Origin of the sequence: Cobetia sp. Dlab-2-AX, from assembly GCF_024124625.1 — a bacterium.
Lineage (GTDB): Bacteria > Pseudomonadota > Gammaproteobacteria > Pseudomonadales > Halomonadaceae > Cobetia.
In genome coordinates this window covers 453,054-473,476 of record NZ_JAMXRV010000001.1, presented here as the reverse complement: position 1 = coordinate 473,476, position 20,423 = coordinate 453,054, and the positions used below count along the sequence as shown (strand labels likewise).

Here is a 20,423-nt window from a genome sequence, read left to right as displayed (position 1 = left end):
CCAGGAAGGCGATACCCGAAATGCGAGGAAGGATGCCATGAGTCAGGATAGGGAAGCCATGCTCTACGGTCTGGGAGCCGTGGCCCTGTGGTCGACGGTGGCGACCGCCTTCAAGCTGGCACTTGCGCAGATGTCGCCGCTGGAGCTGGTATGGCTGGCGGCACTGGTGTCGTGGCTGTTGATCGGCGTGCTCATGTGGCGTCAGGGCAAGCTGCGCGAAGCGCTCACCACCGGCTGGCGGGGTGGCTGGCGTACGGCACTCTGGGCTGGCCTGATGAATCCGGTCGGCTACTATCTGGTGCTGTTCGGCGCCTACGCGCGACTGCCGGGCCAGGAGGCGATGGCGCTCAATTACACCTGGGCGCTGGCGATGGCCTTTCTTGCCGTACCGATTCTCGCGCAGCGCCTGACGCGCATCGACGTCGCGGCGGGGCTGATTGCCTATGCCGGTGTCTGGACCATCGCCACGCGTGGCGAGATATTCGATGTCGCCTTCGCCGACCCGCTGGGCGTCGGGCTGGCGCTGGGCTCGACCCTGCTATGGGCGCTCTACTGGTTGCTCAATGCGCGTGACTCGCGCGCGCCGCTGGTCGCCCAGTGGCAGAACTTCAGCATCGCCTTGCCGGTGCTGACGCTGCTGGTGGCCTTCGGGCCGGGCTTCGGCAACTTCATCGGCGCAGGCGCCAACCCCCAGGCGCTGACGGCGGGCATCTATGTCGGCCTGTGCGAGATGGGTATCGCCTTCGTGCTCTGGCAGCTGGCGGTGCACAAGGTATCGCGCACCGCCAAGGTCTCCAATCTGATCTTCCTGTCGCCGCCCATCTCATTGACGCTGCTGCACTTCATCGTCGGCGAGCCGATTCTGACCTCGACGCTGGCAGGGCTGGTGCTGATTCTGGCCGGACTCGGTCTGCAGCAGCTACAGAAGGCACCGGCGGAGCTGTCACGGTCGACCTGAGCGAGCTGCGCCGTCAGTGCACCGCCCGTCACTCGATCGTCAGTCGTCGGGCAGGATGAGGCGATCGGCATCCACCACGATCAGCGGGTCCGGGGTGCCGATCATCTTCTTGTCCTTGCCGGGGTAGTCGAGCTGACTGAGCACATGACGCAGCGCGCCGATACGGGCCCTGCGCTTGTCGTCGGAGCGGATCAGCGTCCAGGGCGCATGATCGCTGTGCGTGCGCGCGAACATGGCCTCGGCGGCATCGGTGTACTCATCCCATTTCTCCTGCGCCACGGCGTCCATCGGTGACAGTTTCCAGTGGGTCAGCGGGTCGGCGGCGCGCTTGGCGAAGCGGATCGATTGCTCCTCGCGGGACACCGAGAAGTACAGCTTGACCAGGTGCAGGCCATCCTCGACCCACAGGCGCTCCTGCTGGGGCACCTGAACCAGGAAGCGTTCGACTTCCTCCGGCGTGGCGAACCCCATCACCGCCTCGACCCCGGCGCGGTTGTACCAGCTGCGATCGAACAGCACGATCTCCCCACTGGTGGGGAAGCGAGAGACATAGCGCTGGAAATACCACTGGCCCTTTTCCGTCTCGTTGGGCTTGTCGAGGGCGACGATGCGCGCGAAACGTGGATTGAGATACTCCATGAAGCGCTTGATGGTGCCGCCCTTGCCGGCGGCGTCCCGCCCCTCGAACACGATGGCCAGACGTCCGCCACTGTCACGCAGCCAATGCTGCACCTTGAGCAGCTCGATCTGCAGCGCGCGCTTCTCGGCCTCATAGACCTTGCGCTTGAGGCGCTCGTCGTAGGGGTAGGCGTCACTGGAGACCGGCCCCAGCGTCATGCGCGGGGCATCGCCAGTGGCGTGCTTCTTGCCGGCCTTGCCCTTGGCGCCCTTGCGCTTGGCATCCTTGGCCTTCGAATGCGCCTTGCCGGCATCCGCCTTCCTGTTGTTGGATTTACTCATGGCAGTATTCCCTGTGAGGATGGGGCCTGGCCCCGACGACCGACGACTCGGGCTGATGACGTCAGCGCTGCAAGGCCTCATGGCCCAGATGGCCTGCCTGACAGGCATTGATCAGCCAGGCGCGGATTGTCATCTCGCGGCAAGGTAGGCGCATGCAAGCTGGCGTGACATGCGCCGCGCCTGATATTGATCACTCCGCTGACGTCGCGTGTTGCGCCAGTGGCGCGAGTGTCGGCCAGATGGTGTCGAGCAGCTGCGGTTGTGCCTTGGCGGTGGGGTGGATGCGGTCCTGCTGCATCAGTTTCTCGCTGGCCGGGGCCGTGGCGATGCCTTCGAGGATGAAGGGCACCAGCGGCACGGAATATTCGTCGGCCAGATCCCGGTAGACCTGACGGAAGGCATCGGTGTAGGCCGGGCCGTAATTGGGCGGGATCTCGATGCCGAGCAGCACCGGCTGGGCATCGGCGTCTTCCACGGCCTCGATCATGCTGGCCAGATTGGCCTGCATGCGGGCGGGTGGCAGGCCACGCAGGCCGTCGTTGCCGCCCAGTTCGATCATCACCAGTGAAGGGTCGTGTCGCTCGAGCAGTGCCGGCAGACGATTGAGGCCGCCTTCGGTCGTGTCGCCGCTGATGCTGGCATTGATGACCTCAGGCGCATCGCTGCCCAGGCGGTTCTCGAGGCGCATGTCGAGCAGTGCGACCCAGCCCTGGCTGCTGTCGATGCCGTAGCCGGCCGAGATGGAGTCGCCGACCACCAGCCACGGGGCCGGCGCGTCGGCCAGCGCCATCTGAGGTGTCAGCACGGCCACGAGGCTCAGTGCCGTACTGGCGAGGGCATTGCGCAGCCGCTTGAGTCCCGGCGTGCCGGGAGCTTTGCCACCGCTCGCCAGGCACTGGGTGTCACGGCGATTCACTAGCCATTTCTGCATTCATCATCTCCATCATCTGCACACTATTCATACCCGTTTCGGGGTCTGGAGTTCGTGCCCACCCCGTTCTCTACCATAAGCGAGCAGACACGATGTCACATAACGCCTCCATTAACGACGTGACCCCTGCGTCGGATCAAACCTCGTCAGACGCGCAGGCCAGCGCAACGCCTGCACCGGTGCTGGAAGTGAGCGGACTGGCGCAGCGGGTGACCAGTGGCGAAGGGCGCCTGACCATCCTCGAAGACCTGGAGCTTGCCGTGCAGGCCGGTGAAAGCGTCGCCATCATCGGGGCCAGCGGCTCCGGCAAGTCGACGCTGCTGGGTCTGCTGGCGGGTCTGGACAGCCCGAGCGAGGGCGATATCCGCCTGTTCGGAAGCTCGCTTGCAGGGCTCAACGAGGATGGCCGTGCGGCACTGCGCGCGGGGCAGGTCGGCTTCGTGTTCCAGAACTTCCAGCTGTTGCCGACGCTGACGGCGCTGGAGAACGTGCTGATGCCGCTGGAGCTGGCCCCGCAGGGCGATATCGAGGCGCAAGCACGTGACTGGCTGACGCGGGTCGGGCTGGGAGAGCGGCTCGATCACCTGCCGCGTCATCTGTCCGGCGGCGAGCAGCAGCGCGTGGCCATCGCGCGCGCCTTCGTCGCGGGGCCGGGGCTGGTGTTCGCCGATGAGCCGACCGGCAATCTGGATACCGCCACCGGCGAGCGCATCGCGGAGCTGCTGTTCACCCTCAACCGTGAGCGGGGCACCACGCTGATTCTGGTCACCCATGATCTGACGCTGGCCAGGCGCTGTGATCGCTGCCTGAACCTCGAGGCCGGCAAGCTGGTGGAGTGGCAGGATGAGGCGAGTGCGCCGGCCGTGGCGACGCCACAAGGAGGCGACGATGTCTGAGTCCCGGGTGTCTGACCGCGCGGCGACATCTTCCGCCAATGCGCAGCGCCCGCGTGGGGCGCGCCTGCCGCTGGCACTGCGTGGCCTGCTGCGTGACCTGCGCGCCAGTGATGTGCGCGCGCTCTTTCTGGCGCTGATGCTGGCGGTCGCCGCGACCACCATGATCGGCTTCTTCCTGGATCGTCTCGACCGTGGACTCAATCGCCAGGCGAGTCAGCTGCTCGGCGGGGACCTGGTGCTGGAGTCCAGCAACCCGCTCGATCCGCGCTTCGCCGAGGCCTTCCGCGCGGCGGGGCTTGAGATGTCGCCGCAGCTGGGCATGGTCTCGATGGCTTCCCACGACGACAGCTTCGTGCTGTCGAGTCTCAAGGCGGTGTCGCCGGGCTATCCGCTCGCCGGCCGGGTGGAGCTGGAGTCGGACGCCACGGGCGAGGAGGCTCAGGCGCCAGGCACCAGCTCGCGCGCGGAGATTCCGCCGCCAGGCGAGGCGTGGATCGTGCCGCGTCTGGCCATGGCGCTGTCGGCCGAGGTCGGCGATACCCTGACGGTCGGGCGCAAGCAGCTCACCATCAGTGGCCTGATCACGCGTGAGCCTGATCAGCAGGGCGGCTTTTCCGAGTTCAGCCCGCGCCTGATGTTCAACATGGAAGATCTCGACGCCACCGGTCTGATTCAGCCCGGCTCGCGGATGGAATATCGCCTGCTGGCGGCGGGCGATCCGGCGTCGGTGCAGCAGGCACGTGATGCCATCGCGCCGCTGCTGGCGAGTGCCGACAACGCCGAGGTACGCCTCAAGGACGTGCGCGAAGACCGCCCGCGTCTGGGGCGCTCTCTGGAGCGTGCCGACAAGTACCTGAGTCTGGCCGGGCTGGTGGCGGTGCTATTGGCCGGGGTCGCGGTGGCGATGTCGACGCGCCGCTATGTGGAGCGCCACCTGGATAGCGCCGCGCTGTGGCGCTGCTTCGGTGCCTCTCAGCGTCAGCTGTCACGGCTGTTCGCAGCCCAGCTCGGCTGGTTGGCCCTGTTGGCGAGCACCGGGGGTGCGGTGCTGGGCCTACTGGGCCAGATGGGACTGGTGGCGTTGCTGGAACGCTTCCTGCCGCTTGAGCTGCCCGCACCGGGGCCGCTGCCGTTGGCGTTGGGAGTTCTGACGGCGCTGGCGGTGCTGGTCGGCTTCGCCGGCCCGATGCTGCTGCGCCTGCGTCAGGTCAGCGCGCTCAAGGTGCTGCGGCGTGAACTGGCCCCGCTGCCTGCCTCGGCGTGGGTGGTGGTGGCGATCGCCAGTCTGGTGTTCGGTGCCCTGATGTGGCTCTACTCGGGTGACCTCACTCTGGCGGCCGGTCTGCTGGTCGGTGGCATCATCGCGCTGGGGCTGTTGATGGTGGTGGGACAGCTGCTGCTGTCGCTGATGCTCAAGGTGGTGGCGCGCATGCGCGGTCAGGGTGGCTGGAGCCGGCCGATTCGCCTCGCCGGCGGCATGCTGGCCAGGCGGCGCGGTGCCAGCCTCGGTCAGCTGGTGGCCTTTGCCGTGACCTTCGCGGCGATGGCGTTGATCGCGCTGGTACGCGGTGATCTGATCACCCGCTGGCAGGCGCAGATTCCGACCAATGCGCCCAATCACTTCGCGATCAATATCCAGCCCGGAGAGCAGCAGGCCTTCGGCGAGCAGCTGACCGCGATGGTGGATGAGCAGGCCGGCGACAGCCAGAGCGAGCTCTACCCGATGGTGCGTGGACGCATCACGGCGCTCAAGGGCGAGTCCCTGCTGGGACGCACCCAGCAGGGACTCCAGGCTGCTGGCAGCAATACGTCGGCCCAGTCGGATCAGCCGGCGGCAGGCGGCATGCAGGAAGGACGCAGCGACGAGGGGGACGGCGAGCAGCAGGGCGTTCCGCAGCGTGAGCTGAACCTGACCTGGCATCGTGATCTGCCGGACCACAACCGCCTGTCGGCGGGCGAGTGGGTGCCGATCAGTGATTTCGCCGAGGCAGACAGCGAGACGCGCCGCCGCCTCGCCGCCGCGCAGGGCGTGCCGGTGTCGATGGAGGAAGAGCTTGCCGAGCGCATGGGGCTGGTCATCGGTGACAGCCTGTCGTTTACCATCGGCAGCGAGACCGTCAAGGCGCAGGTGGTCAATCTGCGCCATGTCGACTGGGACAGCTTCCTGCCCAACTTCTACGTCATCTTCCCGCCCGGCGCGCTCGAGAGCTTCGCCCACAGCTACATGACGGCGTTTCATCTCGAGGATGAGCGCAAGCTGGCGCCACTGGTGCGTGACTATCCCAGCGTGTCGTTGATCAATATCGACGCCATCCTGACCCGCGTGCAGGAGCTGATCGCCCAGGTGTCGCGTGCGGTGGAGCTGATTCTGGGGCTGGTGTTGCTGGCGGGGGCCAGCGTGCTCTACGCGGCGCTGGTGGCCAGTCGTCCGGCACGTGAGCACGAAGGCGCGCTGTACAAGGTGTTCGGCGCCGGTCAGGGGCTGCTGGCCCGCCTGCAGGCCGCTGAGTTCGTGTTGCTCGGTCTGCTCAGTGGGCTGCTGGCGGCGATGCTCGCCGAAGGCGCGGCGGTCGGTCTCTATTCCGGCTGGCTGGGGCTGCCGGTGGTGCTGCATCCGTGGCTGTGGGTGCTGCTGCCGCTGGCGGGGGGTGTGCTGATCGGCGGGCTGGGCTTCTGGCTGTCGAGAGACGTGAGGCGTCAGCCGCCGATGGCGGGGCTGCGCGCCCTGCAGTAAGGGCCATCAGGCCTCGTCATCGCAGCGCCGGATGATGACGCCTGACGACGTCAACCTGCGGCCTCATGATCATTGTCTCGGTCATGGGGCCGTCTTGCGTTAACAATGATGCTGATTCATGTGAATCGGACCGCTGGCTGAGGTATCATGCTGGTCCTGATCTTACCCCCAGATGGCGAGCCGGCCGCGCCGGAATTCGCTGTCGTCATCACCCTTCAGGCGAGGACACCCGATGTTCACCCGTGACATGCAGATTGCCGGTTTTGATGATGCGCTCCTGAGCGCCATGGACGACGAAGTCGTTCGCCAGGAAGCTCACATCGAGCTGATCGCCTCCGAGAACTACGCCAGCCCCCGCGTTATCCAGGCGCAAGGCTCCCAGCTGACCAACAAGTACGCGGAAGGCTACCCGGGCAAGCGTTACTACGGTGGTTGCGAGTTCGTCGACAAGGTCGAGCAGCTGGCCATCGATCGTGCCTGCGAACTGTTCGGTGCTACCTACGCCAACGTTCAGCCGCACGCCGGTTCCCAGGCCAACAGTGCCGTCTTCCAGGCGCTGGTCTCGCCGGGCGACACTATTCTGGGCATGAGCCTGGACGCGGGGGGTCACCTGACTCACGGTGCACGTCCGAACTTCTCCGGCAAGCACTACAACGCCGTGCAGTACGGTCTGGGCGAGAACGGCCTGATCGACTACGCCGAAGTCGCGCGTCTGGCGCGTGAGCACAAGCCGAAGATGATCATCGCCGGCTTCTCCGCCTACTCCCAGATCATCGACTGGGCCGAGTTCCGCAAGATCGCCGACGAAGTGGGTGCCTACCTGCTGGTCGACATGGCCCACGTGGCCGGTCTGGTCGCCGCTGGCGTCTACCCGAGCCCGCTGCCCCACGCCCACGTCGTCACCACCACCACGCACAAGACCCTGCGTGGTCCGCGTGGCGGCCTGATCCTGTCCGCCGAAGGCGATGCCGACATCGAGAAGAAGCTGAACTCCGCTGTCTTCCCGGGTGGCCAGGGCGGCCCGCTGATGCACGTCATCGCGGCCAAGGCAGTCTGCTTCAAGGAAGCGATGGACCCGGCCTTCACCGCTTACCAGAAGCAAGTGGTCAAGAACGCCAAGGCGATGGCGTCCGTGTTCCTGGAGCGCGGCTTCGAAGTCGTCTCCGGCGGCACCGAAGACCACCTGTTCCTGCTGTCTCTGGTCAAGCAGGGCCTGACCGGCAAGGACGCTGACGCTGCGCTGGGCCGTGCCCACATCACCGTCAACAAGAACGCCGTACCGGGTGACCCGCAGTCGCCGTTCGTCACTTCCGGTCTGCGTATCGGTACCCCGGCCGTCACCACGCGTGGCTTCCAGGAGCAGGAGTGTCTGGAACTGGCCGGCTGGATCTGCGATATCCTCGATGCGATGGTCGCTGGCGATTCCGCCGCTGCCGAAGCCGAGGTGCAGGCCAAGGTCTCCGCCGTCTGTGCACGTCTGCCGGTCTACGCCTGAGGCGTGACGAGGTGCCAGCCCGGCTGGCCCTCATCGCAGCAGTGCTGACAGTGGCGTTGCGCTGTCATGCACCGGACGAGAAACGCCTGTCGCGCAAGCGGCAGGCGTTTTTTTGTGCCCGCACCACGGCCAGCCGAGGCCGAGTGGTGTGATGCGCAGCGGGGTGGGAGAGTGGTCAACCAGCGCTCAGAAATATCAGCCTGTGCCCGGGAGTGGGCGCGCTACGCTATTCTCGATGCCGGACACACTCTGCTCATCTTCGTGCAAGGAGGCTTTCATGGCCGTCATGCAGCACCATGCCTTTCTGATCCTGGTCGAGAATAGCGGCAATACCTCACTGAGCAGTCAGGGTAGCGGCGAGGTCCGCATTTCCGTCGCCACGCTGGGGACGCTGAGAGCCGCCGAGCGGTTGGTCAGTGAGCTGGTCGCCCAGGGCGTCAGCCAGATCGAGCTGTCGGCAAGTTTCGGCGCGGCAGGTGAGGCAGCGCTGAGAACGGTGGTCGCGGACAGCGGTGCCGAGCGTACGGTGTCGATCGGTCGCGTGCGATTCACGGCCTGACGCCAGCACAGGGGGAAATTGCCAGTACCTGAATAGCCCTTTTGCAACAGGGAGTTGCGTAAAGGTGTGACCAAAGTCGGGTCTCACCCTTGGTCTAGGGTGTCTTGTTGGCATGTCTGACATGGGCTATTCCTTGACGGACAAGAGCGCGCCGCGATGCATCCCGTGAAGGATGTGCGCGAGCTACAAATGACGCGCCACGCCATCAAGGAACGTTCGATCATGACCACGCCTACCACGAGTGCCGCTGGCGGCAGCCCGCGCGCCAATGCCTCTTCTGGAACGTCTGCCTCACCCGGCGACACCTCGACCGCGCGTGTCGATGTCGCCGAATGGCTGGCGCAGGCCATCTTCGAGAATCGCTACCCGCCGGGCAGCCTGATTCCTCGTGAGCTGGACCTGTGCGATCAGCACGCCCAGAGCCGCGCCACCGTGCGCACCGCGATCCAGAGCCTGGTCAATGCCGGGATTCTCACCCGCACCACCGGCCAGGGTACCCGCGTCAATCCTCTCAGCGAGTGGCATCTGCTCGATCCGCGTGTCACCGGCTGGATGACACGCTACGCGATGCCGCATCCGCAGCTGGCGCGGGACATCTACGCCTTCCGCATCTCCATCGAACCCTTCGTCGCCGCCCTGGCGGCCACCGAGGCCACCGCCCAGGACCTGTCCGCCATCGAGCAGGCCTACGACGGCATGGCCGCAGCGGTGCATGGCGGCAGCGCCATGGAGGAGTTCGACCGCGCCGATATCGCCTTCCATGACGCCATCTTCGCCGCGACCCACAACGTCATCTGGGCGCAGCTTGGCCATGTGCTCAAGCCGTCGATCAGCCTGCTGGTGGCGACCTCCAATCACAATGCCTCGGAGCTGGGTGACAGCCTCGGCCGCCATCGCGCGGTGATGGAAGCGATTCGTCTGCGCCAGCCCGATGCCGCCCACGCCGCGACCCTGCATGTGCTGGACCGCACCGGCCAGGACCTCGGGCTGGCCATGCCTGCAGGCCCTGAAGGCAGCCATCCTGCCGGGCGCGCCCAGGAACCGCTGGAGCTGCTGCGTCGCTTCGGCCAGCTGCCCAGCCTGTCTGCACCGCTGTCAAGCGAGTGAACGGCACCTCACGGCGTTTCGCCACGCCGGAAAGTGCCTGCACGTCTTCCATTGACCACAGAACGTCATAACACGTCATAACAACAAGCCAGGAGTTTCACCATGCCGCGTTCCACTATCTCGTCGCTCACCACTACCTCGCCGCGCACTACTGCCGCTCCCGCCCGTGTCACGCTCAAGGCGCTGGCGCTGTCCAGCGCCGTGGCCGCCACGCTGATCGCCACACCGAGCTGGGCGGCCGAATACGAATGGACCTTCCAGACCTCCGAGACGGCCGGGGAGCCGCAGTTCGAGGTCAAGAAGGCCTGGGCCGACAGCATCAAGGCCATGTCGGATGGCCGCATCGCCATCGAGATCCTGCCGGTCAATGCCGTGGTGCAGGCCAACCAGACGCTGGACGCCGTCAGCGCCGGCATCCTGCAGGGCCACCTGACCGATCCGTCCTACTTCTCGGGTCAGAATCCGGCCTTCGGCATGCTGGGCAACCTGGTGGGTGCCTGGGGTGACCCGCTGGAATATCTCGAGTACATGCAGCACGGCGGCGGTGAGGAGCTCTACAACGAGCTGGTCGAGCCCTACGGCGTGCATCTGATCGGCGCGGGCGCCACCGGGCTTGAGTCCTTCGTCTCCAAGAAGCCGGTGCGCACCGTCGATGACCTCAAGGGCCTCAAGGTGCGTGCGCCGGAAGGCATGGTCTACAACATCTTCCAAAAGGCCGGCGCGGCACCCGTCAACCTGCCGGGCTCCGAGGTCTACACCGGCCTGGAGAAGGGCGTGATCGACGCGGCGGATTACACCGTCTTCGCCACCAATGATGACCAGGGCCTGCACAGCTTCGCCAAGTACCCGTCCTACCCGGGCTTCCACTCGTTGCCGATGGTGGCGGTGTCGATGAACAAGGGCATCTGGGACGGCCTGCCGGCGGATCTCAAGGCGATCATGGAGACCGCTACCGACGCGATGGCCTACGACATGGTCTTCACCCTCAAGGCGCGTGACATCAAGGCGGTGAGCGCGGCGCGTGCCAATCCGGATATCGAGGTGATCGACATGGCGCCGGAGGAGCGCGCCAAGTTCCGTCGCATCGCGCAGCAGGAGTGGAAGGTGTGGGCCGAGAAGAATGAGCTGACCGGCAAGGTCTACGAGTCCGTGGTCAGCTTCCTGACCGACCGCAACCTGATGTGAGCCCGCTGGCGCGCGGAATGGGCACCAGCCGCCGCGTGGCAAGAGACAGCTAGCCACGCTTTTGGCGACACGATCGTAGAACGATGAAGACGCGGGAGATCAAGGTCGGCGTGCTCACTGGGCGCGCCGATTCTCCTCGGGGCAGCGAGTCAGCAAGGAATTCGATATGGCAGAACATGATGTGGCGTCGCCGGGGCTACCCGAGGCGTCGGATGACCACGACCCGAACCTGGGCACGCGCACGCCGCTGGACCGCCTGGTGGGCAAGGGCACGCGCGCCGCGGCGTGGCTGGTATTGCTGGCGATGGCGATCAGCGTGTTCGAGGTGGTAATGCGCTACGGCCTCGATTCACCGACCTCCTGGGTGCACGAGACGGTGATCTTCCTGGTCGCGACCAGCTTCGCGCTGGGCGGCCCGGCGGCACTGGCCAACAATCGCCATATTCGCGTGCGTGTGCTCTACGACCTGGTCGGCACGCGCTTTCGCTACGTGCTGGACTGCTTCAATGACGTGATGACGTTCGTCTTCTGTCTGGCGATGAGCTATGCGGGCTGGGTGATGTTCTGGCGTGCCTCGCACAGTCCGCTGGGCGAGTGGCAGCTGGAGCGTTCCGGCACCTCGTGGAATCCGCCGTTTCCGGCGCTGACCAAGGGCGTGATCCTGTTCGCGCTGGCGGTGATGACCCTGCAGGCGCTGTGGCATCTCTATCAGACCTTCTTCTCGCCCCGTCCGCCCGAGGGCGGCAGTGAGTCTCATGATGCCTCCGACGCCACTCCCGGCGCCGCAGCTGACCACAAGGAGCCGCGCTGATGGATATCGCAACGGCTACGATGCTGCTGGTCGGCGGCATCTTCGCGCTGCTGGTCACCGGCCTGCCGCTGGCCTTCGTCACCGGCCTGGTCGCGCTGGCCTACACCTTTGGCTGGTTTGGTCCGATGGCGCTGCCGCTGGTCACCAGTCGTGTCTATGGCTTCGTCACCGAGTATTCGCTGGTGGCGGTGCCGATGTTCGTGCTGATGGCCTCGCTGCTGGATCGCTCGGGGATCGCCAGGGACCTGTTCAATGCCATGCGCGTGATGGCAGGGCGCCTGCCCGGCGGCGTGGCAATCCAGACCATCGTGGTGGCGTTCTTCCTCGCCGCGATGTCCGGCATCATCGGCGGCGAGATCGTGCTGCTGGGGATTCTGGCGCTGCCGCAGATGCTCAGGCTCGGCTATGACAAGCACATCGCCATCGGCGTGGTGTGTGCCGGCGGCTCGCTGGGCACCATGATGCCGCCCTCCATCGTGCTGATCATCTATGGCCTGATCGCCAACCAGTCGATCGCGGACCTGTTCACCGCGGCGATCACCCCGGCCATCGTGCTGATGGCAAGCTACATCATCTACGTGCTGATCCGCTGCCTGCGCAACCCTTCGCTGGGGCCGGTGATGCCCGAGGAGGAGCGCCGCGCCAGCTTCCAGAGCAAGCGTGAGCTGCTCAAGGCCATCGGCGTGCCGGCGGTCATCGCGGGGCTGGTGCTGGGCTCCATCTATGGTGGCGTGGCCTCGGTGACCGAAGCCGCGGCGATGGGCAGCTTCGGCGTGCTGGTGGCGGTGATGCTGCGCGGTGAGTTCTCCATCACCCTGATGCAGCGTGCGCTGTCCCAGACCATGAACACCTGCGGCATGATCATCTGGATCGGCATCGGCGCGGCGGCGCTGGTCGGGGTCTACAACCTGATGGGCGGCAACCGCTTCGTGTCGAGCATGATTCTCGGCCTGGATATCCCGCCGCTGGCGATCATCATGGTGATGATGGCGATCCTGCTGCTGTTGGGGCTGTTCCTCGACTGGATCGGCATCGCGATGCTGACCCTGCCGATCTTCGTGCCGATCATCGTTCAGCTCGGCTACGACCCGGTATGGTTCGGTGTGCTGTTCGCGGTCAACATGCAGGTGTCCTTCCTGTCGCCACCCTTCGGGCCTGCTGCTTTCTATCTGAAAGGCGTGGCACCGGAAGGCATCAGCCTCAAGGATATCTTCGTCTCGCTGCTGCCGTTCATCGCCATCCAGCTGTGCGTGCTGGCGATGTTGCTGCTGTGGCCGCAACTGTCGCTGTGGCTGGTCTAGTCTCAACAGACGTTGTCCACTTGCCCAGAACTCGACGCCCTCGCAGATGCGAGGGCGTCGTCGTTGGTGACGTTGAATTTGCGCCGCCATGAGGCGTGACATCATGCAAGGCAGGCTTTGTGCTCTTTGATGGTGCAAATGAGCGGGTGCATAAACATCGTCATGGCGAGAGAGGGCAGGCTGACATGGAGGCTGCACCATCTTGGCACATTCCCTGCAATGCTCTTGCAATGCCTGTCCGGTGCCACGAGATCCTGCCGAGGTGACCCCCGACACGCTGCAGCACTTCACGAGGAGAGTTCACATGTCAGAGACTCAAGCACCGCTGTTGTTGCTGACCGATCTGGATGGCTCGCTGCTGGATCACCACGATTACTCACCGGGCCCGGCACGCAGCTGGCTGACCCGTCTGCGCGCCCGTGGTGCCTGGATCGTGCCCAACACCTCCAAGACCGCAGCCGAACTCACGCCACTGATGAACTCACTGGGGCTGGCGGGTCAGCCCTGGATCGCCGAGAACGGCGGCGTGGTGGCACTGCCTGCCGATTGGCTGAGCGCCTACCCGCTTGAAGCGGCCAGCGCCCCGGATGCCCACGGCCTGTGTCGTATCGCGGTGGCGATGCCCCGCGACAGGATTCTCGCGGCCCTGGAGGAGCTGAGCGCGGAATTCGCCTTCGAGGGCTTCGCCTCGATGTCGGTGGCGAGAATCAGTGAGCTGACGGGGCTGGAGGAGGGCGACGCGGCCCTGGCGGGACAGCGTGATGCCAGTGAGCCGCTGGTGTGGCGTGACGCGCCGGAGCGTCTCGAGGACTTTCGCGCGCGTCTGGCCAGTCATGGCCTCAAGCTGACACGTGGTGGGCGCTTCCACCATGTGACCGGGGACAGCGACAAGGGCGTGGCAGCGCGCTATCTGATCGCGCGCTACCGGCTCTGCGAGCGGGTGCGCCCCTGGACGCTGGGCTTCGGTGATGGCGCCAATGACCTGCCGCTACTGGCCGCCGTCGACAACGCTGTGCTGATCCCCGGCGTCGGCGATACCTCACAGCGCGATCGTGAGCTTGGCGACTACCCGACATTGGCGGATGAGCGCCGCTGTTTCCGCGCCAATTCCCCCGGACCGCAGGGATGGGTCGAGGGATTGCGTCACTGGCTGGCCAATGGCCAGCCGGAAGAATGGACATCCAGAGGCCTGGGCGCCTGACGCCTGCCTGATGCATGTCTTCGGCATGACAAGGAGCTGACATGAGCGATTTTTACCAGAATGGCATCATCACCAACTTCCATAACCTGACCGATCGTCCGGTGGAAGATCTCGAAGCGGACCTGATGCGCTTCTCCCGCAAGCGGCCGATGAGCCTGATTCTGCCGTCGCTGTATTCCGAGCTGGAAGGCCCCGCCCTCAAGCATATCGTCGAGGAGCTGGCCCAGGTGCCCTACCTCAGCGAGATCGTGATCGGGCTGGACCGCGCCGACCGTGACCAGTTCGAGCATGCCAAGGAGTTCTTCTCGCACCTGCCGCAGCATCACCGCATCCTGTGGAATGATGGTCCGCGCCTGCGTGCGCTGGACGAGGAGCTGACCGAGCATGGTCTGGCGCCGATGGAGGCCGGCAAGGGGCGCAATGTCTGGTACTGCTCCGGTTACGTACAGTCCTCGGGCATCGCCGAAGCGGTGGCACTGCATGACTGTGACATCGTCACCTATGACCGTGGCCTGCTGGCGCGGCTGATCTATCCGGTGGCGCATCCGCAGTTCAACTACGAGTTCTGCAAGGGCTACTACTCGCGAATTGCCCAGGGCAAGCTGAACGGTCGCGTGGCGCGTCTGATGGTCACGCCGCTGATCCGTGCGCTCAAGAAGGTCTATGGCCCGCTGCCGTACCTGGATTACCTCGACAGCTATCGCTACCCGCTGTCCGGCGAGTTCTCGATGCGTACCGACGTGCTGGCGGATATCCGCATTCCCAGTGACTGGGGGCTGGAGATCGGTGTGCTCTCGGAAGTGCATCGCAACTATTCCACCAAGCGTCTGTGTCAGGTGGATATCGCCGATGCCTATGATCACAAGCACCAGCCGCTGTCCGAGGAGGACGCACTGGGCGGGCTCAACCGCATGAGCCTGGATATCGCCAAGGCCATGTATCGCAAGCTGGCCACGCTGGGCGTCGAGATCCACGGCGAGACCTTCCGCACCATCAAGGCCACCTACTACCGTATCGCGCTGGACCTGATCGAGACCTACTACAACGATGCCGTCATGAATGGTCTGACGGTCGACCGCCATAGCGAGGAAGCGGCGGTGGAGCTGTTCGCATCCAACATCATGGATGCCGGCAGCGCCTTCCTCGACAATCCGCGCGACAAGCCCTTCATCCCGAGCTGGAACCGGGTGCAGTCAGCCGTGCCGGACCTGCTCGAGCGCATGCACGAAGCGGTGGAGCTGGACAACCAGTAACGCTCGCGGCGGGAAACAGCAAGGCTCGCGGGGGGAAACAGCAAGACCCACGACAACGGGGCTGCCACTGGCAGCCCCGTTGTCGTTGGCAGGAGGGGAAAAAGAGGGCGTCAGACGACCTCGATGGCCGGCGGGCGCACGGTTTGCTCCATCAGCCAGGCCGCTTGATAGGGACGGCGAGCCATGGTGGGGTCGTAGGCCTTGTCGTGGCACAGGTGGTCGGTCAGCGCGACGCCTTGCCAGCTTGCCGGCAGCGGCAGCACGCGCGGCTGATCGGTGACATTGAGGGCGAACAGCAGGCGACGCCCTTCATGGGTGACGCGCTCGAAGACGAAGAAGTCCGGGCCGACATCGAAGACATTCTGGTCGGCATCCGGGTGGAAGCAGGGTTCGTTGCGGCGCAGTGCCATCCGGCGCTTGAGGGCGTGGAAGACCTCATGGGTTGCGGTGTTGGGGCTTGCCAGCAGCGCTTCCAGTTCATCACGCTGCCACTTGCGGCGGTTGATGGCGCGCAGATGACCATCGCGTTCGACGCCTTCCTGGTGATTGGGGGTCGCGGTCAGCGAGTGGATATACAGCCCCGGGATGCCCTGCAGGCTCAGCATCAGGGTCTGACTGGCGATGAAACGCTCTATCTGCCACGGGTCCTGGCCGCGCCGCGTGCCCTTGAGCGCATCGAAGTAGCTGATGTTGAGTTCATAGGGGGTGTCGGCGCGGCCCGGGTTGGCGCGCATGCTGACGTAGCCGCCGAAGTCATGCACCAGTCGCACCAGGGTGTCGCGCTCGTGGTCGGGCAGCAGGCCCTCAAGGGCGCGAACGCCGATGCCGTCGTGGCTGGCGGTGAAGTTGAAGTAGCTGCAGCCGGAGGGCAACGACGGCAGGCTGGCGGCCCACTGGGTCAGGGCGCTGGCATCGCCGGAGGTCAGGGTGTGCAGCGTCAGCGGCGGCAGCGTGAACTGATAGATCAGGTGCGCTTCATCGGCCTGGGCGCTGCCCTCGATGGTGGCGAGGTCGTGCTGTGACAGACGGTCGAGCCCGAAGTAGGACATGTTCTCGGCATGGGGCACGTTGGTCTCGGTGATCAACAGGCTGCCCGGCGCCAGATGATCGACGATGGCGCGCAGCAGGCGCACCACGGCATGTGTCTCCGGCAGGTGGATGCAGGAAGTGCCCTGGCGCTTCCACAGGAAGGCCACCGCATCGAGGCGGATGATGCCCGCGCCCTGCTCGAGGTAATAAAGCAGGATGCCGATGAATTCGAGCAGCACATCGGGATTGGCGAAGTTCAGGTCGATCTGGTCATCCGAGAAGGTTGCCCAAAGATGGCGCAGGCCACGACGGGTATGCACCGGCGTGAGCAGGGCAGACGGGCGCGGGCGCACGACCTCGGAGACATCGGTGTCGGGGTCCATCTCGATGAAGTAGTCGCGACCGGGCTGCACACCGGCCAGATAGTCGGCGAACCACAGTGACTCGCGTGAGCAGTGATTGATGACCAGGTCTGCCATCAGGTCGCGCTGCTCACTCAGGCGCCGGATGTCCTGCCAGTCGCCGAGGGCCGGATTGACCTCGCGATAGTGGACGACGCTGAAGCCGTCATCGCTGCTCCACGGAAAGAAGGGCAGCACGTGGACACCGGACAGGCTGTCGTCCAGTCGGCTGGCGAGGAAGTCGTGCAGGGTCGCCAGTGGCGCCTCGCCTTCCTGCTGCAGGCTGTCGCCGTAGGTGATCAGCCACTGGTCGCGCTCGCTCCAGAGTGGCTCGCCTTCCGGTACGCGGGGATTGAGGCGCGTGCGATGGAAATCCAGCACCGTCTCCAGGCGTCTGAGGACTTCTTCATGACGCTGCGGGTAGATCTCGGCGAGCAGACGTGTGGCGTGGGCCTGGAAATCAGCCTGCGAGAGGCGCTTGGCGAGAGAGACTCTGGCGCGTGGCCTGGCGTTGCCCTCGCTCGGCGCAGGATCGGAGGCAGTGGAAGTCGAGTGATCGGGAGGTGGCGTATCGGACATGGGCAATCCTCGTGGCAGCAGAAGCGGTCTGGCTCTGCCGCGTGAGCCGCAACGGGCAGAGCGTGTCGCGGGTGATCTTCGTTAAGCCCGCCGGCGCAATCTTGCGGGGGCCGGTGGCAAGACAGGAAATCACATATCAGATGAAGTCGGCTGGCCGTCGTTTGGTGAAATGCCTGAATAGCGCATCGGCTCAGCGGCGCCCGTGGGCGACGGCCTGGTGTCTTTACCCTTGAGTCATGCACGCCTCGGGCCAGATTCTTCAAGCCTGCAAGACAGGACGGCCAGCCTGCATGAGCCGGCTGGCCGTCCTGTCGGGCGTCATATGGCCTGAGGCCGGCTGACGCCAATGCGCTTCAAGACGCGCTTTACTTGCGCAGCACGCGATACAGGATCAGCAGGATGACGGCGCCGAGCACGGCGATGACAAAGCTGGCCAGATTGAATCCCGTCACTTCCCCGAAGCCCATCAGGGTGCCGACCCAGCCACCGACCACGGCCCCCAGAATGCCGATGATGCTGGTGACGATGATGCCACCCGGGTCCTTGCCGGGCACGATCACCTTGGCGATGATGCCGGCAATGAGACCGAATATGATCCATGCAATGATTCCCATGTCGCAGCTCCTTGCGTCATCGTGATCAGTCTCGCGGCAGAGATCATCTGCCGCCAGTCGTGAAAGGATTCCACAGCTCGGGCAAGCGTCCTCGTGAGGCGCTGCACCCTGATGTCATCTTTCGGTTATCCCGCGGGGATTTCAAGCCTGCCGAGCAGGTTGATTGACGCTTTCGCCGTGGTGTCCGCCCCCCCCAGGGCGACAATGCAGGAAACTCCTGTCGCCCTTTGGTCTCTCCCCAAGGCCAGTTCAGATAGGTCGGGGCTGACATAGGCTCCCGTGGCGGGGCCTTAACGGTTACAATACCCGCCATTCGCTGTCATTCGGCTGCGCTGCGCCACTTCCTCGCTGTGCTTCGCGCGGGGTCGCAGCCACCTCGCACCCAAGCAGGCTCTCCAACATGCACTGTCCCTTCTGCGGAACTCATGAAACCAAGGTCACGGATTCCCGGCTGGTGGTCGAGGGTGACCAGGTGCGGCGTCGGCGCCAGTGTGCGGCCTGTGGTGAGCGTTTCACGACCTACGAAACAGCGGAGCTGGTCATGCCGCGCGTGGTCAAGGGTGACGGCTCGCGTGAGAGCTTCGATGAGCACAAGCTGCGTGCCGGCATGCTGCGTGCGCTGGAAAAACGCCCGGTGTCCTCCGAACTGATCGAGGCCGCGGTGGAGCGCATTCGCCAGCGTCTGCGTGCCACCGGCGAACGTGAGATCGAGGCGCGGCGCATCGGGGATGAAGTCATGCAGCAGCTCAAGCGGCTGGATCAGGTCGCCTATATCCGCTTCGCTTCGGTCTATCGTCGCTTCCAGGACCTTGATGAGTTCCGCGCCGAGATCGACCGCCTCGCCCAGGAGCCCAGCTTCCTGCCGGGCGAGGAAGATTCGCGGCCCTGATGCCTCGAGGTCATCCTTGCAGATGACCTCGAGGCCTGTGTCTGCTGGCTCTGTCGCGTCACGCTGCGTAGCTCAGGCCTCGAAGTATTGGTCACCGCCTGGGCTACGCCTACCTTCTCTCGTTTCACGCCAAGGTATCGCATGTCTCTTTCTCCCCATGCTTCTCATGCTCCCCGTGACAGCCACTCTCGCGACAGTCACTCTCGCGCACGCGGTGCTTCCTCGGCGCGTGATGCGCGCCACATGGCCCACGCCCTGCGCCTGGCGCGACTGGGCAGCTACACGACGCAGCCCAATCCGCGTGTCGGCTGTGTGCTGGTAGAGGCCGAGACTGACGAGGTGATCGCGAGCGGCTTTCATGTGCGTGCCGGGGAAGGGCATGCCGAGGTCAATGCGCTGGCAGAGGCGGGCGAGCGCGCGCTGGGCTGCGTGGCCTATGTGACGCTGGAGCCCTGCTCCCACACCGGGCGGACCGGCCCTTGCTCGCTGGCGCTGATCGCGGCGGGCGTTTCGCGGGTGGTGATCGCGATGCGTGATCCGAATCCGCAGGTTGCCGGGCGCGGCATCGCGCTGTTGCAGGGTGCGGGCATCGCGGTGACGGTCGGGGTGTTGGAGCAGGAGGCGCGAGCGCTCAATCCCGGCTTCCTGTCACGCATGGAGCGCGGTCGGCCCTTCGTGCGCCTCAAGCAGGCCATGAGTCTGGACGGTCGCACGGCGATGGCTTCCGGCGAATCCCAATGGATCACCGGCCCTGAAGCGCGCAGCGCCGTGCAGCGTCTGCGCGCCCGCTCCAGCGTGGTGATGAGCGGCATCGAGTCGGTCATCTTCGATGATTCGCGTCTCAATGTACGCGCCGACCAGCTCGGTCTCGACGACCACCCGCTGGGACTCGAGGCGCTGGTGGCGCGTCAGCCGTTGCGCGTGGTAGTGGACAGCCATCTGCGTCTGCCGCTGGCGGCGCGCATTCTGGCGCAATCCGGTCGTACGCTGCTGGTATGTGTCGCGGATGAGACAGCGGCGCTGGCTGAGCGACGTACCTTGTTGGAGGCGGCCGGTGCCGAGGTGCTGGCGCTGCCGGCCGGCGAAGATGGCCGCGTGGACCTCGAGGCCCTGCTGCGCTATCTGGCCGAGCACGAGCAGGCCAACGAGGTGCTGCTGGAAACCGGCGCGGTGCTGGCCGGGGCCATGATCCAGGCAGGCCTGGTCGATGAGATGCAGCTGTTCATGGCGCCCACGCTGCTGGGTGGTGAGGCTCGTCCGCTGCTGGCACTGCCGGGGCTGGATCACATGGCGCAGCAGCGCCGGGTCGAGATTCGCGATATTCGGGCGGTGGGGCGTGATTGGCGCATCACCGCGGTGCCAGTAGCATCGCCAGGCCCACAGGAGAGCGACGACTGATTTCTTGTTGTCACGCAAGCACTTGCCGCCGTCTGGCGACAGCGGCGTCGCTGGGTGCTGGCGCAAAACGGGGTGGCGGGGTACCCTGACGCCCGACTTTTTGATACTACGCGTGGGTCCGG

Annotated in this window: 17 protein-coding genes; 13 read left to right on the top strand and 4 right to left on the bottom strand. The window is 65.3% G+C overall.

Annotation, left to right across the window (positions count from 1 at the left end):
* Positions 1-37 precede the first annotated feature (37 nt).
* Positions 38-958 carry a DMT family transporter gene (locus tag NH396_RS02040; protein WP_253061227.1) on the top strand — a complete coding sequence of 307 codons (921 nt, stop codon included), beginning with the start codon at positions 38-40 and terminating at the stop codon, positions 956-958.
* 39 nt (positions 959-997) lie between these two features.
* Here the strand turns inward: NH396_RS02040 and ppk2 are convergent, their stop codons facing one another.
* Positions 998-1,918, bottom strand: a complete 921-nt coding sequence (gene ppk2 / locus NH396_RS02035) for a polyphosphate kinase 2 (RefSeq protein WP_253061225.1) — start codon at positions 1,916-1,918, stop codon at positions 998-1,000.
* Between the two features lie 190 nt (positions 1,919-2,108).
* Positions 2,109-2,849 carry an arylesterase gene (locus NH396_RS02030; protein ID WP_253061223.1) on the bottom strand — a complete coding sequence of 247 codons (741 nt, stop codon included), beginning with the start codon at positions 2,847-2,849 and terminating at the stop codon, positions 2,109-2,111.
* 92 nt (positions 2,850-2,941) lie between these two features.
* On the opposite strand from NH396_RS02030, the gene NH396_RS02025 reads away from it, so the two are divergent.
* The 10 genes from NH396_RS02025 to NH396_RS01980 all read left to right on the top strand — a co-directional run bounded on the left by NH396_RS02025 (position 2,942) and on the right by NH396_RS01980 (position 15,391).
* Positions 2,942-3,745: an ABC transporter ATP-binding protein gene (locus NH396_RS02025; RefSeq protein ID WP_253061221.1), complete on the top strand. Its 804-nt coding sequence runs from the start codon at positions 2,942-2,944 to the stop codon at positions 3,743-3,745.
* On the top strand, positions 3,738-6,479 hold the full coding sequence (locus tag NH396_RS02020; protein ID WP_253061219.1) for an FtsX-like permease family protein: 2,742 nt from the start codon (positions 3,738-3,740) through the stop codon (positions 6,477-6,479). Before NH396_RS02025 ends, NH396_RS02020 begins: the two co-directional genes overlap by 8 nt.
* Positions 6,480-6,711: 232 nt before the next feature.
* The gene (gene glyA / locus NH396_RS02015; protein WP_175088535.1) at positions 6,712-7,974 is read left to right on the top strand and encodes a serine hydroxymethyltransferase; all 1,263 of its coding nucleotides are present in this window, start codon (positions 6,712-6,714) and stop codon (positions 7,972-7,974) included.
* Between the two features lie 277 nt (positions 7,975-8,251).
* Positions 8,252-8,533, top strand: coding sequence for a DUF6506 family protein (locus tag NH396_RS02010; RefSeq protein ID WP_153636358.1), 282 nt, complete (start codon positions 8,252-8,254; stop codon positions 8,531-8,533).
* Positions 8,534-8,689: 156 nt separating this feature from the next.
* Positions 8,690-9,640 carry an FCD domain-containing protein gene (locus NH396_RS02005; protein ID WP_253061217.1) on the top strand — a complete coding sequence of 317 codons (951 nt, stop codon included), beginning with the start codon at positions 8,690-8,692 and terminating at the stop codon, positions 9,638-9,640.
* 102 nt (positions 9,641-9,742) lie between these two features.
* Positions 9,743-10,825: a TRAP transporter substrate-binding protein gene (locus tag NH396_RS02000; protein WP_253061215.1), complete on the top strand. Its 1,083-nt coding sequence runs from the start codon at positions 9,743-9,745 to the stop codon at positions 10,823-10,825.
* A 166-nt stretch (positions 10,826-10,991) separates the two neighbouring features.
* Complete coding sequence (locus NH396_RS01995; RefSeq protein ID WP_253061213.1) at positions 10,992-11,636, top strand: TRAP transporter small permease; 645 nt, start codon at positions 10,992-10,994, stop codon at positions 11,634-11,636.
* Positions 11,636-12,937 (top strand): TRAP transporter large permease subunit, encoded by a 1,302-nt coding sequence (locus NH396_RS01990; RefSeq protein ID WP_175088539.1) that lies wholly within the window; start codon positions 11,636-11,638, stop codon positions 12,935-12,937. Before NH396_RS01995 ends, NH396_RS01990 begins: the two co-directional genes overlap by 1 nt.
* A gap of 304 nt (positions 12,938-13,241) precedes the next feature.
* Positions 13,242-14,138 (top strand): HAD-IIB family hydrolase, encoded by an 897-nt coding sequence (locus NH396_RS01985; RefSeq protein ID WP_253061211.1) that lies wholly within the window; start codon positions 13,242-13,244, stop codon positions 14,136-14,138.
* Between the two features lie 41 nt (positions 14,139-14,179).
* Positions 14,180-15,391 carry a glycosyl transferase gene (locus tag NH396_RS01980; protein ID WP_253061209.1) on the top strand — a complete coding sequence of 404 codons (1,212 nt, stop codon included), beginning with the start codon at positions 14,180-14,182 and terminating at the stop codon, positions 15,389-15,391.
* Between the two features lie 110 nt (positions 15,392-15,501).
* Here the strand turns inward: NH396_RS01980 and NH396_RS01975 are convergent, their stop codons facing one another.
* Positions 15,502-17,400 (bottom strand): sugar phosphorylase, encoded by a 1,899-nt coding sequence (locus NH396_RS01975; protein ID WP_253061207.1) that lies wholly within the window; start codon positions 17,398-17,400, stop codon positions 15,502-15,504.
* Positions 17,401-17,765: 365 nt separating this feature from the next.
* Positions 17,766-18,014 carry a GlsB/YeaQ/YmgE family stress response membrane protein gene (locus tag NH396_RS01970; protein WP_043331379.1) on the bottom strand — a complete coding sequence of 83 codons (249 nt, stop codon included), beginning with the start codon at positions 18,012-18,014 and terminating at the stop codon, positions 17,766-17,768.
* 400 nt (positions 18,015-18,414) lie between these two features.
* On the opposite strand from NH396_RS01970, the gene nrdR reads away from it, so the two are divergent.
* Together nrdR and ribD are read left to right on the top strand one after the other, a co-directional pair.
* Positions 18,415-18,903: a transcriptional regulator NrdR gene (gene nrdR / locus NH396_RS01965; RefSeq protein ID WP_176677628.1), complete on the top strand. Its 489-nt coding sequence runs from the start codon at positions 18,415-18,417 to the stop codon at positions 18,901-18,903.
* 243 nt (positions 18,904-19,146) lie between these two features.
* On the top strand, positions 19,147-20,301 hold the full coding sequence (gene ribD, locus NH396_RS01960; protein WP_253061205.1) for a bifunctional diaminohydroxyphosphoribosylaminopyrimidine deaminase/5-amino-6-(5-phosphoribosylamino)uracil reductase RibD: 1,155 nt from the start codon (positions 19,147-19,149) through the stop codon (positions 20,299-20,301).
* The last annotated feature ends 122 nt before the right edge of the window (positions 20,302-20,423 follow it).

What these genes read in the sequence shown, in the direction of transcription:
- NH396_RS02040 (WP_253061227.1), top strand. Translation starts at nt 38, where the DNA reads ATGAGTCAGGATAGGGAAGCCATGCTCTACGGTCTGGGAGCCGTGGCC.
- ppk2 (WP_253061225.1), bottom strand. Translation starts at nt 1,918, where the DNA reads ATGAGTAAATCCAACAACAGGAAGGCGGATGCCGGCAAGGCGCATTCG.
- NH396_RS02030 (WP_253061223.1), bottom strand. Translation starts at nt 2,849, where the DNA reads ATGCAGAAATGGCTAGTGAATCGCCGTGACACCCAGTGCCTGGCGAGC.
- NH396_RS02025 (WP_253061221.1), top strand. Translation starts at nt 2,942, where the DNA reads ATGTCACATAACGCCTCCATTAACGACGTGACCCCTGCGTCGGATCAA.
- NH396_RS02020 (WP_253061219.1), top strand. Translation starts at nt 3,738, where the DNA reads ATGTCTGAGTCCCGGGTGTCTGACCGCGCGGCGACATCTTCCGCCAAT.
- glyA (WP_175088535.1), top strand. Translation starts at nt 6,712, where the DNA reads ATGTTCACCCGTGACATGCAGATTGCCGGTTTTGATGATGCGCTCCTG.
- NH396_RS02010 (WP_153636358.1), top strand. Translation starts at nt 8,252, where the DNA reads ATGGCCGTCATGCAGCACCATGCCTTTCTGATCCTGGTCGAGAATAGC.
- NH396_RS02005 (WP_253061217.1), top strand. Translation starts at nt 8,690, where the DNA reads ATGCATCCCGTGAAGGATGTGCGCGAGCTACAAATGACGCGCCACGCC.
- NH396_RS02000 (WP_253061215.1), top strand. Translation starts at nt 9,743, where the DNA reads ATGCCGCGTTCCACTATCTCGTCGCTCACCACTACCTCGCCGCGCACT.
- NH396_RS01995 (WP_253061213.1), top strand. Translation starts at nt 10,992, where the DNA reads ATGGCAGAACATGATGTGGCGTCGCCGGGGCTACCCGAGGCGTCGGAT.
- NH396_RS01990 (WP_175088539.1), top strand. Translation starts at nt 11,636, where the DNA reads ATGGATATCGCAACGGCTACGATGCTGCTGGTCGGCGGCATCTTCGCG.
- NH396_RS01985 (WP_253061211.1), top strand. Translation starts at nt 13,242, where the DNA reads ATGTCAGAGACTCAAGCACCGCTGTTGTTGCTGACCGATCTGGATGGC.
- NH396_RS01980 (WP_253061209.1), top strand. Translation starts at nt 14,180, where the DNA reads ATGAGCGATTTTTACCAGAATGGCATCATCACCAACTTCCATAACCTG.
- NH396_RS01975 (WP_253061207.1), bottom strand. Translation starts at nt 17,400, where the DNA reads ATGTCCGATACGCCACCTCCCGATCACTCGACTTCCACTGCCTCCGAT.
- NH396_RS01970 (WP_043331379.1), bottom strand. Translation starts at nt 18,014, where the DNA reads ATGGGAATCATTGCATGGATCATATTCGGTCTCATTGCCGGCATCATC.
- nrdR (WP_176677628.1), top strand. Translation starts at nt 18,415, where the DNA reads ATGCACTGTCCCTTCTGCGGAACTCATGAAACCAAGGTCACGGATTCC.
- ribD (WP_253061205.1), top strand. Translation starts at nt 19,147, where the DNA reads ATGGCCCACGCCCTGCGCCTGGCGCGACTGGGCAGCTACACGACGCAG.